This window comes from Morganella sp. HSTU-ASny43 (genome assembly GCF_022819185.1).
Classification (GTDB): domain Bacteria; phylum Pseudomonadota; class Gammaproteobacteria; order Enterobacterales; family Enterobacteriaceae; genus Morganella; species Morganella morganii.
The window spans coordinates 1-14176 of the sequence record NZ_WSPG01000007.1 but is presented as its reverse complement, the minus strand read 5'-3'; the positions used below and the strand labels follow the sequence as shown (position 1 = coordinate 14176).

General features: G+C 50.6%; 11 protein-coding genes. 4 read left to right on the top strand and 7 right to left on the bottom strand.

Going from position 1 to position 14176, the window contains the following annotated elements; translation table 11 throughout:
• Positions 1–5 precede the first annotated feature (5 nt).
• Genes rsxC through rsxA form a run of 3 tightly spaced genes read right to left on the bottom strand, consistent with a single transcriptional unit; the run spans position 6 to position 3201 of the window.
• The gene (rsxC, locus tag GN208_RS05225; protein ID WP_243828308.1) at positions 6–2006 is read right to left on the bottom strand and encodes an electron transport complex subunit RsxC; all 2001 of its coding nucleotides are present in this window, start codon (positions 2004–2006) and stop codon (positions 6–8) included.
• A 5-nt stretch (positions 2007–2011) separates the two neighbouring features.
• Positions 2012–2620, bottom strand: coding sequence for an electron transport complex subunit RsxB (rsxB, locus tag GN208_RS05220; protein WP_004239234.1), 609 nt, complete (start codon positions 2618–2620; stop codon positions 2012–2014).
• The gene (gene rsxA / locus GN208_RS05215) at positions 2620–3201 is read right to left on the bottom strand and encodes an electron transport complex subunit RsxA (protein WP_015422727.1); all 582 of its coding nucleotides are present in this window, start codon (positions 3199–3201) and stop codon (positions 2620–2622) included. Before rsxA ends, rsxB begins: the two co-directional genes overlap by 1 nt.
• A gap of 284 nt (positions 3202–3485) precedes the next feature.
• On the opposite strand from rsxA, the gene GN208_RS05210 reads away from it, so the two are divergent.
• The 3 genes from GN208_RS05210 to GN208_RS05200 are packed head-to-tail and all read left to right on the top strand — an operon-like array spanning position 3486 to position 6704.
• A complete protein-coding gene (locus tag GN208_RS05210; protein ID WP_004238376.1) occupies positions 3486–4526 on the top strand; it encodes an oxidoreductase in 1041 nt (346 codons plus the stop codon).
• 43 nt (positions 4527–4569) lie between these two features.
• Positions 4570–5559, top strand: a complete 990-nt coding sequence (locus GN208_RS05205) for a bile acid:sodium symporter family protein (protein ID WP_004238377.1) — start codon at positions 4570–4572, stop codon at positions 5557–5559.
• Positions 5560–5561: 2 nt separating this feature from the next.
• A complete protein-coding gene (locus GN208_RS05200) occupies positions 5562–6704 on the top strand; it encodes a TPM domain-containing protein (RefSeq protein ID WP_015422726.1) in 1143 nt (380 codons plus the stop codon).
• A gap of 57 nt (positions 6705–6761) precedes the next feature.
• Here GN208_RS05200 and add read toward each other — a convergent pair whose 3' ends face one another.
• From add to manA, 3 genes are all read right to left on the bottom strand, one after another.
• Positions 6762–7769: an adenosine deaminase gene (gene add / locus GN208_RS05195; RefSeq protein WP_004238379.1), complete on the bottom strand. Its 1008-nt coding sequence runs from the start codon at positions 7767–7769 to the stop codon at positions 6762–6764.
• A gap of 77 nt (positions 7770–7846) precedes the next feature.
• A complete protein-coding gene (locus tag GN208_RS05190; RefSeq protein ID WP_004238380.1) occupies positions 7847–9436 on the bottom strand; it encodes a YdgA family protein in 1590 nt (529 codons plus the stop codon).
• A 107-nt stretch (positions 9437–9543) separates the two neighbouring features.
• Positions 9544–10719: a mannose-6-phosphate isomerase gene (gene manA / locus GN208_RS05185; protein ID WP_004238381.1), complete on the bottom strand. Its 1176-nt coding sequence runs from the start codon at positions 10717–10719 to the stop codon at positions 9544–9546.
• Between the two features lie 173 nt (positions 10720–10892).
• Here manA and fumC point away from each other — a divergent pair, with 173 nt between their 5' ends.
• A complete protein-coding gene (gene fumC, locus GN208_RS05180) occupies positions 10893–12287 on the top strand; it encodes a class II fumarate hydratase (RefSeq protein WP_004238382.1) in 1395 nt (464 codons plus the stop codon).
• Between the two features lie 46 nt (positions 12288–12333).
• Here the strand turns inward: fumC and tus are convergent, their stop codons facing one another.
• The gene (gene tus / locus GN208_RS05175; RefSeq protein ID WP_032099173.1) at positions 12334–13257 is read right to left on the bottom strand and encodes a DNA replication terminus site-binding protein; all 924 of its coding nucleotides are present in this window, start codon (positions 13255–13257) and stop codon (positions 12334–12336) included.
• Positions 13258–14176: the final 919 nt, after the last annotated feature.

Sequence of the window (14176 nt, the reverse complement as noted above, 5' to 3'; positions counted from 1 at the left end):
CTTCATTAATCAGTGGTTTCTTCAGAATGTTGTGCAGCGGCCTGAGCGGCTTTTTTCGCTTTGGCGCGGGCAATCGCGGCAGCAACAGCAGCTTTGCGCGGATCTGTCTCTGCTTCCGCTGCCGGTTGAGCAGCTTCCGCCGGAGCTTCAGCAGTCTGAGCGGCTTTTTTCGCTTTAGCACGGGCAATGGCGGCAGCAACAGCGGCTTTGCGCGGATCTGTCTCTGCGTCTGCGGCTGGTTGAGCAGCTTCCGCCGGAGCTTCGGCAGCCTGAGCGACTTTCTTCGCTTTGGCGCGGGCAAGGGCGGCAGCCACTGCGGCTTTACGCGGATCGGCGTCTGCTTCTGTCGCCGGTTGTGTTGTTTCAGCCGCGAGAGCCGCTTTTTCTGCCTGACGTGCGCGGGCCTGTGCTTTACGGACTTCGCGGGCAGCAATCACGGCGCTGTTATCCGGTAAAACGGACGGATTAACAGAAATCGTCATCCCTGCATTGCTGTCTTTGGCTTTCACGCGGGCAAGGGCGGCGCTGATAGCCGCACTGTCTTTCTCATCCACCTGAACAGCCGCGCTTTTATGGCGGGCTTCACGGGCTTCTTTTTCCCGTGCCATTCGTGCCTGTTTGGCTTCAAAGCGGATTTTGGCATCTGCGGCGCGTTGGGCTTCTTCGCGGATCTCAATGACCTGTGCTTTTTCCTGACGGTAATACTGCACCAGCGGAATATTGCTCGGGCAGACCCAGGCACAGGCACCGCATTCAATGCAGTCAAACAGATGGTGCTGTTCTGCTTTTTCGTGTTCATTACCTTTACTGAACCAGTAGAGCTGCTGCGGCAGTAATCCGGCCGGACAGGCATCCGCACAGTGACTGCAGCGGATACAGGCTTCTTCCGGTGCAGCTGGTTCCATCTCGTTCGTGGTTGGTGCAAGAATGCAGTTACAGATTTTTACTACCGGCACATCGAGATCCGGCAGTGTAAAGCCCATCAGCGGGCCGCCCATCACAACCATTTGTTCATGCTGAGGACGGAAACCGGCCTGTTGCAACAGGAAACGGACCGGCGTACCGAGTCGTGTCCAGAAGTTACCCGGTGATTCAACCGCTTCGCCGGTTACTGTTACCACGCGCTGGATCAGCGGTTCGCCGTCGGTAATGGCGCGCTTGATGGCAACCACAGTTCCGACGTTCTGCATCAGCACGCCGATATCAGAAGAGCGTCCGCCGGATGGTACTTCGCGGCCGGTGAGAATTTTGGTCAGCTGTTTGGCGCCGCCGGACGGGTACTTGGTCGGGATCACCCGCACGAAAATCTGTTTTTCCCCGGCAGTAACGTCACGCAGTGCGGCAATCGCCTCCGGTTTATTATCTTCAATGCCGATAAGCACCTGTTCCGGCTCAAGAAGGTGCATCAGAATACGGATACCGGTGAGAATTTCCCCGGCATGTTCCTGCATCAGACGGTCATCCGCCGTGATATAGGGCTCACATTCCGCCGCATTGATAATCAGAGTGCGGATAAGATCACCGCCGCCTTTCAGCTTGCTGGCGGTCGGGAAGCCTGCGCCGCCGAGACCGGCAATCCCGGCCTGATGAATGCGGTCAGTCAGCTCTGTTTTGGAAAGAGAGGTAAAATCCGTTGTTTTTTCCGCCGGGTACGGGGTATCCAGCCCGTCAGTCCGGATACGGATGCACGGCGCGGTCAGCCCGGACGGATGCGCGGTCACACAAGGCTCCACGGCAGTCACCGTGCCGGATGATGAGGCGTGCACCGGCAGGCTGCGGCCGGTTCCGCGTGTCAGCGGCTGACCTTTCAGGACATGGTCGCCGGGGCTGACCAGCACATCGCCTTCGTTCCCGATATGCTGCTGGAGCGGAATAATCAGTTCTTCCGGTACCGGGCACACCCGCATCGGTGTCCGGCTGGACTGTAATTTCATTTCCGGCGGATGAATGCCGCCGTCAAAATCCCATACCCGGTCTTTTTTCAGAAAGTTGAGCAAATTGAACATAAAACTTACGACGCCTCAATCTGAACAGGTTTGACAGGAGTACCGCCGGTATCCGCCGGAATATTTCTGACCGGAATGGTGTTTAAATCCCACTTCCAGTTACGCGGGGTGACGGCGACCGGGATCATCTCAATGCAATCTGTCGGGCAGGGTGCGACACACAAATCACACCCGGTGCAGAGATTTTCAACCACAGTGTGCATGGCGCGGGTGGCACCGATAATCGCATCCACCGGGCACGCCTGAATACATTTGGTGCAGCCGATGCACTGGTCTTCATGAATAAAGGCCACTTTACGCACCGGATTGAGTACGGACTCGTCACCGTCGAGCGGCTGCGGATCCACACCCAGCATATCCGCCAGTTTCAGCATCACCTGCTCGCCGCCGGGGGCACAGCGGTTTATTGCGCCGCCATTGGCAACAGATTCCGCATACGGGCGGCAGCCGGGAAAACCGCACTGGCCGCACTGACTCTGCGGCAGAATGTCATCAATTTTATCCACAATGGGATCTTCCTCCACTTTGAAGCGGCGGGAGGCGTAACCAAGTATCAGACCGAATGCCAGACCCAGCAGGCTGAGTACGGCAACGGCAATCCAAATCATTGTCATCAGAATTTCACCAGACCACTGAAGCCCATAAAGGCCAGAGACATCAGACCGGCCGTGACCAGCCCGACAGACGCCCCGCGGAAAGGCGCCGGCACATCTGCCGTTGCCAGCCGCTCACGGATAGCGGCAAACAGCACCATCACCAGGGAGAAACCGGCTGCCGCACCAAAGCCGTAAACGGCGGATTGCAGGAAATTATGCGACAGGTTTATGTTCAGCAGCGCCACACCGAGTACCGCACAGTTGGTGGTGATCAACGGCAGGAAGATCCCGAGCAGCCGGTAGAGCGCCGGGCTGGTTTTCCGCACCACCATTTCGGTGAACTGCACCACCACGGCGATCACCAGGATAAAGCTCAGTGTGCGCAGATAGAGAATATCCAGCGGGATCAGGATAAAGGTATCCATCAGCCACGAGCAGACGGAGGCGAGTGTCATCACAAATGTGGTGGCAAACCCCATGCCAATCGCGGTTTCCAGTTTTTTGGAGACCCCCATAAAGGGGCATAATCCTAAGAATTTGACGAGTACGAAGTTGTTAACCAGCACCGTCCCGACAAAAAGTAATAAGTAGTCAGCCATTACAATGCCCAAAGCGAGTCTTTAAAAACATACAAATAAAGCACATAAAAAACCGGGATACCCGGTAAGCGGGGTGAATAATAGCAATCCCCGGGCATCCGGGGTTATCGGGATTGTGTGAAAGCGCGGATAACTGTGTGTATCAGAATGAAAAAGCGGCAAAACTGATGAAAACCGGGCACAGCATTTGCGTCACGGAATCAGTTAGTGGTACTTTTCAGGAGGATGACAGATTCTGAAAGCATGTTTTTATCCGTTAACATGACAATCCCCCGGAGGGAGTGATGACGAAAATACTGAAAGTGGGCCTGATCGGGTACGGTTTTGCCGGAAAAACATTCCATGCGCCGTTTATTGTCAATAATGCCAATATGGAACTGGCCAAAGTCGCGAGCAGTGATGCCGCCAAAGTGCATGCGGATTATCCGGATGTGCAGGTTGTCGCCACACCGGAAGATATTTTTGCTGACCCGGCCATTGACCTCGTCGTGATCCCGACCCCGAATGACACCCATTTCCCGCTGGCGCGGATGGCGCTGGCTGCGGGTAAACATGTGGTGGTGGATAAGCCCTTTACCCTGACATCGGAAGAGGCATTTACCCTGGCAAAACAGGCGGATGACGCCGGACTGGTGCTGTCTGTTTATCATAACCGCCGTTTTGACTCCGGGTATCTGACGCTCAAATCCCTGTTTGACAGTAAAAAACTCGGGGCTATCAAATATTTTGAAGTCCATTTTGACCGCTACCGCCCGCAGCCGCAAAAGCGCTGGCGCGAAGCTGCTGCATTAGGCAGTGGTATCTGGTATGACCTGGGTTCTCATCTGATTGACCAGGCACTGCAGTTTTTCGGAAAACCAACGGCGATCACTGCCGACCTGGGGATGATCCGTCCGGGTTCTGAGGCGGTGGATTATTTCCATGCGCAACTGCACTATCCGGATGTCAAAGTCGTGCTGCATGCCACCACGGTCGCGGCAGCGGAATCCCCGGTGTATATCGTTCACGGCATGAAAGGCAGCTATGTGAAGTACGGACTGGATCCGCAGGAAAATGCACTGAAAGCAGGGCAGATGCCGGTCGGTGTCAACTGGGGTCATGACAGCCGCGACGGGGAACTGAGCCTGTCACCGGATGGTATTGAAGTGATCACAGAAACGTATCCGAACAAAGCCGGGCACTATGGCCGCTATTACGCGGAAGTGGCAGAGGCGATTATCAATAACGGTCCGAACCCGGTGACTGCGCAGGAAGGGGCAGAAGTTATCCGTATTATAGAGGCCGGTATGGAATCGCATAAAACCGGACGGACTGTGACACTGTAACAAATAGTCATTACTTCTTATTGCAGACAAAAGTGAATAACGCATGACAAACTGGTGGCAGAAACTGCGGTTAGATCCGTTCCTGGTCATAATGATCACGGTTGTTATTTTGGCGTCACTCTTTCCGGCAACCGGCAGTGTGGCGACCGGATTCCGCTATCTGACCACCGCCGCGATTGCGTTATTGTTCTTCTTCCACGGCGCAAAACTCTCTCGGGAAGCGATTGTGACAGGGATGGGGCACTGGCGTCTGCATCTGATGGTGTTCTCCAGTACTTTTATCCTCTTCCCGCTGCTGGGGCTGGGTTTACAGTTCCTGGTACCGGAATGGATGTCTCCGACCATTTACATGGGTTTCTTATACTTATGTGCCTTACCGGCGACAGTACAATCGGCTATCGCCTTTACCTCTGTCGCGGGCGGAAATGTGGCGGCGGCGATTTGCAGTGCATCCGCCTCCAGTATCCTTGGTGTGTTCTTATCACCGGTCATTATCGGTTTTATGATGGAAACGCAGGGCGCGCATGAACTGGATACCCTGGGTGCTATCCGCTCTATTTTATTGCAGCTGATGCTGCCGTTTGTGGTCGGTCATTTTTCCCGTCCGCTGATTGGCAAGTGGGTGGATCGCAATAAAAAAATCATTAATAAAACAGATCGCACCTCTATTTTGCTGGTGGTGTATGTCGCTTTCAGCGAAGCGGTTGCCGAGGGGATCTGGCAGAAGATTGATGCAATGTCTATTCTGCAGATTGCGGTGGTGTCGTGCGGGTTGCTGGCGATTGTGCTGGTGATCAACGTGTACGGCTCACGGGCACTCGGCTTTAATAAGGCCGATGAAATTACCATTGTATTCTGTGGTTCGAAGAAAAGCCTGGCAAACGGCGTGCCGATGGCAAACGTTATGTTTCCGCCGGCCGTGGTGGGAATTCTGGTGCTGCCGCTGATGCTGTTTCATCAGATCCAGCTGATGGTGTGTGCGGTGATGGCGGCGCGCTATGCGCGGCAGGGGAAAGAACATTCACAGGAGTAATTATGAGCAGGGTTATGGCAGGATGCCTGATACTTCTTTTTGTCAGTTTCTTTGCCCGTGCGGATGTGCAGGCTCTGCCGGAACTGAAACGGGAACGGGTTATTGACAGCGCCGGTCTTCTGACCGGCTCTCAATTAACACAGCTTAACCGGCAACTCATTGAGTATGAACTGAGCCGCAATGACGGCAGCCAGTTCGTGGTGTTTATTGTGCCGTCAACCGGCGGAGAAAGTATTGAGACATTTGCGCACCGTGCGTTTAATACATGGAAGATCGGCCGCAAAGGTCAGAATAACGGACTGTTGCTGGTCGTGGCGGTGAATGACCGTAATTTGCGTTTTGAGGTCGGCTATGGACTGGAAGGTATTCTGCCGGATGTCTCCGCAGGCCGTATTATCCGTCAGCGTATCACCCCTGAATTTAAAAAAGGCCATTATTTTACCGGAATTGAAGCGGGTGTGACCGATGCCATTGATATTATCAGCGGAAATGAACCGGAATATATCAAATCAGAGACATCCGGAACAGAAGCATTAAAACTCAAACGACTGACGATTATTTATCTTCTGACCTTTATTACGGTGTATCTCTGGTCATTATTTATTGGTTCTCCCCGCCGTAAGAAAAGGATAGAAAAGCAGGTTCTTAACGATATTGAATATCTGAGAGAAGAATACGCGAAATCCAAAAACAAGAAAAAACGTCAGCCTGAACGGATAATCCGCCTTGCGCAGAAACGCCTGACGGCATTTTTGCAGTATAAGTATATTTATCCGACACCGCTCGGCCATACTGTGAACGTATTATTTTATTCAGTTCTGATTTTTATAATGACACGGGTTCTGATAGACGGAGATCCTGATCCTGATGCGTTGTTCATCAGTATAATGATGCTCATTTTTCTTAATGTATTTGGCTCACTATTTATTTGTTATTTGTTATATACATTAATTCCGGAATATCTTACTCAGGAAGCGGAAATACGGAAATTAACCGGTGTCATAGCAGGTACAGGAGGCGGGTATTCATCCGGTTCTGATAGTGGCAGTTACAGCAGCAGTTCCGGCGGTAGTTCCGGAAGCAGCGGATCGTCCGGTGGCGGAGGCGGCAGCAGTGGTGGTGGCGGTGCTTCCGGGTGCTGGTAAAAGACATAAAAAAGCCGTGGCAAAGAATGCCACGGCTTTTTTTTACCGGAATGGCGCTTACTGGCCGCGTTTTGCTGCCATTTCTCTCAGTGCCGCTTTTTCCTCTGCGGATAAAAAGGCTATTTCCAGCCCGTTAATCTGAGCCTGTTCAATTTCTGCCTGTGTCAGACCGGCTGCCGGGGCAGCAACATTGTATTCATGGGCAATCTCAATACCCTCAACCGCCGGGTCATCGGTGTTGATGGTAGCGGCAATGCCGTGTGCCAGGAACTGTTTCAGCGGATGCGCGGCCAGTGACGGCACGGTGCTGGTCTGAATATTCGAGGTCAGGCAGGATTCCATACCGATGCGGTGCTCTGCCAGGTAATCCATCAGCGCCGGGTCTTCAATCGCCATCACACCGTGACCGATGCGCTGTGCACCCAGGTTGCGGATAGCCTGCCAGATACTGGCGGCGCCGGCGGCTTCTCCGGCATGGGCGGTGATGGCCCAGTTGACGTCACGGGCTTTGCGGAAATGATCGGTGAATAAATCGCCCGGATAACCGGATTCATCACCGGCAATATCCAGTGCCACAATCCGCTCATGGTGAGCGAGCAGGGCATTCAGCTCTTCATGACAGGCATCTGTACCGAATGTCCGGCTCAGAATACCAATCATATTAATCCGTACCGGGCTGTTGCGGACTTCGGACGCCACACCATCCAGTACCGCTTCCACCACGCCTTCAACGGGCAGATGGTGTTTCATCGCCATATAGTAAGGGGAAAAGCGAAGTTCGGCGTAATCCAGCCCGGCACTGACGGCATCCTGCACGTTTTCAGCGGCCACACGGCGGCAGGCATCGAGGTCTGCCAGCACGGAAACACCCCAGTCCAGCTTACTCAGAAACTGCACCAGATCCGGTTCATTGCTCATCACCTGCACATGCGGGCGCAGGGTTTCAGTCTCATAAGCGGGCAGCGGCAAATTGTGCTGACGGGCCAGATCCAGAATGGTGGACAGGCGGATATTACCATCGAGATGGCGGTGCAGGTCGGTCAGGGGAAGTGAGCGGTTAATCATTGTGGTATTCCTCAGATGATAAAAAGCCAGTCTGACGACTGGCTTTTGTCTGATCAACAGATAATAACAGTGTGAAATTACTGAGCAGCAGGAGCCGCAACGTCAGCAGCCGGTTCTTCACCGATAGTCACGTCTTCAGTAACATCACCGTTAGGATCCATTTCGATTGCTTCTTCCTCGTAACCTTCGTCGTCGCCGCTGTTATCGCTCAGTGCGCCGTACTGGTCATATTTTTCCAGGAATTCAGCAACGGTGAATTTTTTACCGTTGAAATCGATGTTGTTGTTGCTGTATTTCAGATCCATGGTGATCGCTTTATCGGTCACTTTCACGATTTCCATCATGGCACCCATGCTGGCCATCTGAGCAACACCCTGTTCACCCTGTTCTTTGGCTTCTTTCGCGCCCATACCCTGTGACTGCATGGCAACTGCAACGAAATCAGTCAGCATCGGTTTGGACAGATCCATATTGAACCCGAACTCTTTCACCAGAACCGGCAGAACTTTCTCAAAGCTGCCTGCGTGTTCCAGTGCTTTAAAGCTCTCTTCGTTCAGTGCGTTGAAGGTCACGTTCAGGTTAACTTTTGACTCACCGCCGCTGTTTTTCCAGCTCAGAGGTGCGATAGCGAAGGACGGGCTGTACTTGAACAGACCCAGTGCATTGGATTTCATTTTCTCATCCAGTGCTTCCATTTTCGCATCGTCGAAATCTTCGGTGTACATAGACTCAGACAGTTTGGTGTACTCTTCAACAGATGCCATCAGCGTATTCGCGGAAGTGGCATCCAGATCTTTCAGAGAACCTTTCAGGCTGATAGCGCCGAGATCGATATCACGGTAGCTCAGTGAACCCAGGCTGTAATCAACATCTGCAGTCAGTTTGTTATCTTTACTGCCGGAGGTGCCGTTCAGTTTCAGATCTTTCAGAGAAACGGTATCGCTGTAATTAACGACCGCTAACTCTTTCAGGCTCAGATTCTGGTCACCCAGGTAGAAGTAGCTGTCACCGGATTTGGCAACATCGCTGTCAAATGACAGGCCTTTCATCACGATACTTTCGCGATCGCCTTTACGGTAAGTCAGTTCATTGCTGCTGCCTTTACCTTTGACGTTTTTGAATTCTTTGTCGAATTTAACGTTCAGATCAGCACCGGAGAATGCCAGCTCTTCACCGTCTTTCTTATAGTTGATTTTGCTGACAGCAAGATCAATATCGAAACTCTGGTCGTAGCTGATACGGGTATCCGTTGCAACCGGGGATTTACCGCCGGTGATTTCGAAGGCTTGTTTGGTGATGTCATTGTTTTCCAGCTCAGAGTGGATAGCAGCCATATTTGGCGAGAACACCATACTCTTAAGCTGAGATAACGGGAACGGACCGTGATCGATAGTATTGAGGATCACAAGTTCTTCGCCGGAGGTATCACCGCTTTTTTTCGTTTCTTTGATGATCAGTTTGACATCAGAGCTGAAAATACCGCGTGAAAAATCTTTGGCGGTCAGCGTGACAGGTGCATCAGGGTAGTTGTCCTTGATTGCTTTATTCGCTTTGGCGATATACTCATCAAGGTTTGCTTCAATTTTCTTACCTGTCTGCCATGAAGCTACACCCCATGCGGCGCCTAATGCGACAATAACGCCAACAGCAACTAACGACTTTTTCATAGATCAATCCATCCTTTATATGCGATTTATTTTGCAGGTTTTCGCACGGTATCAAAATTAACGGGCAGTTCAATGGCGGACTGCCCGGAGAAAATTAGAGAAGTTACTTACACAGCATTATAAACGCGGGCAATGATTCCTTCACCATCTATTTTAAACTTTCTTTCTATAGCAGAAAGAAAAACAGATTCACCTGAGATAACTCTTAATTGTTCTGTTTCCGTAGTGATAACTGCATGACCTTCCACACAAAAAAGAATATTAGCACTGTTATTCTCAAGAATCATTTCCTGATTATGCAATTTCATCACCGAAAAAGAAAAATCATCAACCGGAATCGGGAAAATTTCAGTGTTGTTAATATGTTCCGGCTGCATAAATAAACTTTTTGCGTGTTTCGGTACAAAATCAAGGTTATTCAGCAATTCACCGACATCAATATGTTTTTGTGTCAGACCGGCGCGTAACACATTATCCGAGTTAGCCATCACTTCCAGCGCAGTTCCTTCAAGATACGCATGAGGTGTGCGGGCATACAGGAACATTGCCTCACCGGGCTTTAATTCAACAACATTGAGCAGAAGCGGGGTGAAAAGGCCATTATCGTCAGGATAAAACTCTGTCATCTTACGGATGGTATCCCACGGTTCACCCTGACGGCTGTTCAGTGCGGATTTCAGTACAGCGACTGCCCGCTCTTTGGTGTCTCCGCTCATGGTGAGCAGACGGGTAAACAGAACAGACAGATGCTCCTCTGACGGCGAGGCAATAAAACGTTCAATGGCAGGATGTGCCGGAGCGACCTCACTGAGCAGTCCGGCAATATCGGCCAGCGGACGGAACGCATTCATTGCGCGGAATGGGGTAAGGGCATAAACCAGCTCCGGCTTATGGTTATCATCCTTATAATTACGAACCGGTGAATCCAGCGGGATCCCGGCGTTGTTTTCGCGGGCAAATCCTTCCTCTGCAGCGGCTTTATCCGGATGAACCTGTACCGACAGCGGCTGAGCAGCACTCAGCACTTTAAACAGAAACGGCAGCCGGTGAAAACGGCGGTTAATTTCATCCCCGAGCGCGGACTGCGGGTCACCGGCAATAAAATCATATAAAGAGCAGGTGTTGCCGCGGGTGTCTGTCACCACCGAACTGGCTTTCGGATGGGCGCCCATCCATAATTCGGCCATCGGCTGCTTGTCAGGGTTCGGGTAACCGTACATTTCTGTCATCGCGGTATGGCTTCCCCAATCATAGAATTGCACCTGATTCTGCATTTTTAACATAGCAACGCTCTCTTTTTAAACAGTTAACAATAAGATAGTAACAATAAAGCAATAACTCCGCCCGGATCGCATAATCGGAAATGAAAGTATGGCAAGATAGGCCCGTTTTCAGAGTCTATCTGTAACTTTCGGGATTTTAAATCCATTTTATTTTGTGTGCTAAGGAGAGACTAATGGCAGCCACGCGTATTGAAAAAGACTCAATGGGCCCTATCGATGTTCCTGCGGACAAATTATGGGGCGCTCAGACCCAGCGCTCTTTAGAGCATTTCCGTATTTCAGTTGAAAAAATGCCTGCGGATCTGATTGCTGCGCTGGCCATTACAAAAAAAGCAGCGGCAGCTGTCAACTGTGATCTGGGACTGCTGGCGAAAGAGCGGGCAGATGCGGTGATCGCCGCAGCGGATGAAGTGCTTGCCGGTAAACATCCGGAAGAGTTTCCGCTGGCAATCTGGCAGACCGGCTCCGGCACACAGAGTAATATGAATATGAATGAGGTGCTGGCAAACCGTGCCAGTGAAATCCTCGGCGGGAAGCGCGGCGGCGAACGTATTGTTCATCCGAATGATGATGTGAACAAAAGCCAGAGCTCTAACGACGTGTTCCCGACAGCGATGCATGTCGCTGCAGTGATTGCGGTCAGCACACAGCTGATCCCTGAGCTGAAATCCCTGCACAGTGTTCTGGCCGCGAAAGCGGAAGCTTACCGTGATATCGTGAAAATCGGCCGTACCCACTTACAGGATGCGACACCGCTGACACTGGGCCAGGAGATTTCCGGCTGGGCGGCAATGCTGCAATATAACCTGAAACATCTGGAAAACAGCCTGCCGCATCTGAGTGAGCTTGCACTGGGGGGCACTGCGGTCGGTACCGGTCTCAATACTCATCCGGAATATGCTGTTCGCGTGGCGAAGAAAATTGCTGAACTCTCCGGTCAGCCGTTTGTGACGGCACCGAATAAATTTGAGGCGCTGGCTACCTGTGATGCACTGGTTCATGCCCATGGCGCACTGAAAGGGCTGGCAGCCTCACTGATGAAAATTGCCAATGATGTCCGCTGGCTGGCATCCGGTCCGCGTTGCGGCATCGGTGAAATTGCCATTCCGGAAAACGAACCGGGCAGTTCTATCATGCCGGGTAAAGTGAACCCGACACAATGTGAAGCCATGACGATGCTGTGTGCTCAGGTAATGGGTAATGATGTGGCGGTTAATATCGGCGGGGCATCGGGTAATTTTGAACTGAACGTGTTCCGTCCGATGGTGATCCACAACTTCCTGCAATCTGTCCGCCTGCTGGCTGATGGTATGCGCAGTTTTAATGAGCACTGTGCGGTCGGAATCGAACCGAACCGCGAGCGGATCAGCCAACTGCTGAATGAATCACTGATGCTGGTTACGGCGCTGAATACGCACATCGGTTACGACAAAGCCGCTGAAATTGCGAAAAAGGCCCATAAAGAAGGTCTGACCCTGAAAGCCTCTGCCATGAAGTTAGGTTATCTGACAGAAGCTGAGTTTGATGCATGGGTACGTCCGGAAGATATGGTCGGCAGCATGAAGTAATCCGCAGTCAGGAATCGTGATAACGGAGCCACTGATGGCTCCGTTTTTACATTACTTCCATATATACATACAGTCGTGATATCACCGGAATTAATTTCTTTGCTTTCGGTCTGTGACGGATTTTGATGTTTTCCGCATCATAATCCGGTAGTACGCCTGTTACCGGTTTTTCCTCATTCTCATCACAAAATACAATCAGCGGCGATGCACAGGCATACTGCACCTGCTTTTGCGCTTCGCTGTACCAGACTCTGGCGATTGGCTGTACTTTTACCGGTCGTTTGATTTTGAGTATGGCGTCTTCCGGCACCTGTTTTAAGGCGGAAATCTCTTTCGCCAGATAAACCTGCCGTTCTTCACGCGTCAGAGACTGAATGGCGCGCGGGTTCTGATATTGTTCTTCCAACTGAGATAACAATGTATCGCGATCCACCTTCTGAATAATATGCTTATTGGCCCAGCCAAACCGGACTGAGGAAGGGGAGGTGACTGACTGGATCTGCCGGTAGGCATTGAGTGTAATCAATCCTTTTATCTGATTGTGTACGAATTCAAAACGCTGTGTTTTGTCCACACCGGAGGTTTCTGTCACGATTGAGGCCAGTTGCTGTTTCAGCCTGTTAACCTCATTAAGCTGTTGCTGCATTATTTTTCGTTGTGCAGGGGAGAGTGTAATAAGCAGTACACCAGGCAACCGGATGGCAGACTTGCTGCTGATTTCCTGATCATTATCGAAGATAAACAAACGCTGATAGTGAGACAGTGCCAGTGAAACAGCACCCTCGCCACTGACCGGAATGACAGAAATGGTGTTGACGGTGTTATTTTCCTCTCCTTTCAGTATCTCAGGAAGTTGGTAAACCTCAGCAGTCCGGGAAGGGTGCAGCCGGATAGCTTTGCATAATGTATTCAGTGCCGATTCCAGCTGATTAAAGCAGTCGGTGAGAGAAATCATTGCATCGTATCGCATATATCACCATTTTAGTTACAACATACAAAAGTGTTTTTATCATATTAACTCAGCATCGTGCCTTGTACAAATACATTTTGTCTGGCACGAGGGGAGGGACTGAAGTGTCAGGAACATATGGTAGTTTTCACCGTTAACCCACAGCATCGTGGGTTAACGGCAAAGTTTGTGGGTGTATATCAACGTCGCATTATCCCTTTACGGTTAATGTGCGTAAAAATGATTGCTCATCATTAGTATGGGATAATAATATACGGCTGTATTTTTATATTTTGCTGCAATAAGCCTTAGTCTTTGGGCAGTTATCATAAACAGAGTGGATTTCTGCTGGTTTCCAAAGGTCTGGTGGTATTTCATCTGCATTATATTTTGGAAAACAGCTGTGAATCATAAGTGAGCTACTTAAAATAAGTGTCAGCATAAAGACTCCTTAACATGATTCATAAAAGTAAGTTACTTGTGTATATCTGCCATCATTTAAGATCGATTTTTTTAATGGCCCCATATAACCGGGCAGTATTCCGGTGCAACGATATCACAAGACTCAAATGAATCCACTGATGAGAATAATAAGGTTCCGGTTAATAAAAGTGTCAGCATAGTTACCTCAGTTTATCAGGAATGAATATATTATCTGCCGGGTATCAGATTTCAGCAAAATGGATTGGACAGCGAGCAGGTATTTTCCCGGTATATTATCAATTCTTTTTCAGGTTGTGGTGACTGCGTTAGTTTCGGGTCTCCGGGAGGAAAGATATCATATGTAAACAGGGAAGTGCTCAGTATCAGTGTCAGCATATTAACCTCGCATGCGTCTGTTGTGGTGAATGAGAGTGTGTTTGGCCTGATAACATTAACGTAAATCCTGCCTGGTGGTAATTAACTGGATTAGGTATTTTTCTTGTAAGATATATAAATA

Coding starts and splice junctions, on each gene's coding strand:
- rsxC (WP_243828308.1), bottom strand. CDS start 2,006: ATGTTCAATTTGCTCAACTTTCTGAAAAAAGACCGGGTATGGGATTTT.
- fumC (WP_004238382.1), top strand. CDS start 10,893: ATGGCAGCCACGCGTATTGAAAAAGACTCAATGGGCCCTATCGATGTT.
- GN208_RS05210 (WP_004238376.1), top strand. CDS start 3,486: ATGACGAAAATACTGAAAGTGGGCCTGATCGGGTACGGTTTTGCCGGA.
- rsxB (WP_004239234.1), bottom strand. CDS start 2,620: ATGACAATGATTTGGATTGCCGTTGCCGTACTCAGCCTGCTGGGTCTG.
- GN208_RS05200 (WP_015422726.1), top strand. CDS start 5,562: ATGAGCAGGGTTATGGCAGGATGCCTGATACTTCTTTTTGTCAGTTTC.
- GN208_RS05190 (WP_004238380.1), bottom strand. CDS start 9,436: ATGAAAAAGTCGTTAGTTGCTGTTGGCGTTATTGTCGCATTAGGCGCC.
- GN208_RS05205 (WP_004238377.1), top strand. CDS start 4,570: ATGACAAACTGGTGGCAGAAACTGCGGTTAGATCCGTTCCTGGTCATA.
- add (WP_004238379.1), bottom strand. CDS start 7,769: ATGATTAACCGCTCACTTCCCCTGACCGACCTGCACCGCCATCTCGAT.
- tus (WP_032099173.1), bottom strand. CDS start 13,257: ATGCGATACGATGCAATGATTTCTCTCACCGACTGCTTTAATCAGCTG.
- rsxA (WP_015422727.1), bottom strand. CDS start 3,201: ATGGCTGACTACTTATTACTTTTTGTCGGGACGGTGCTGGTTAACAAC.
- manA (WP_004238381.1), bottom strand. CDS start 10,719: ATGTTAAAAATGCAGAATCAGGTGCAATTCTATGATTGGGGAAGCCAT.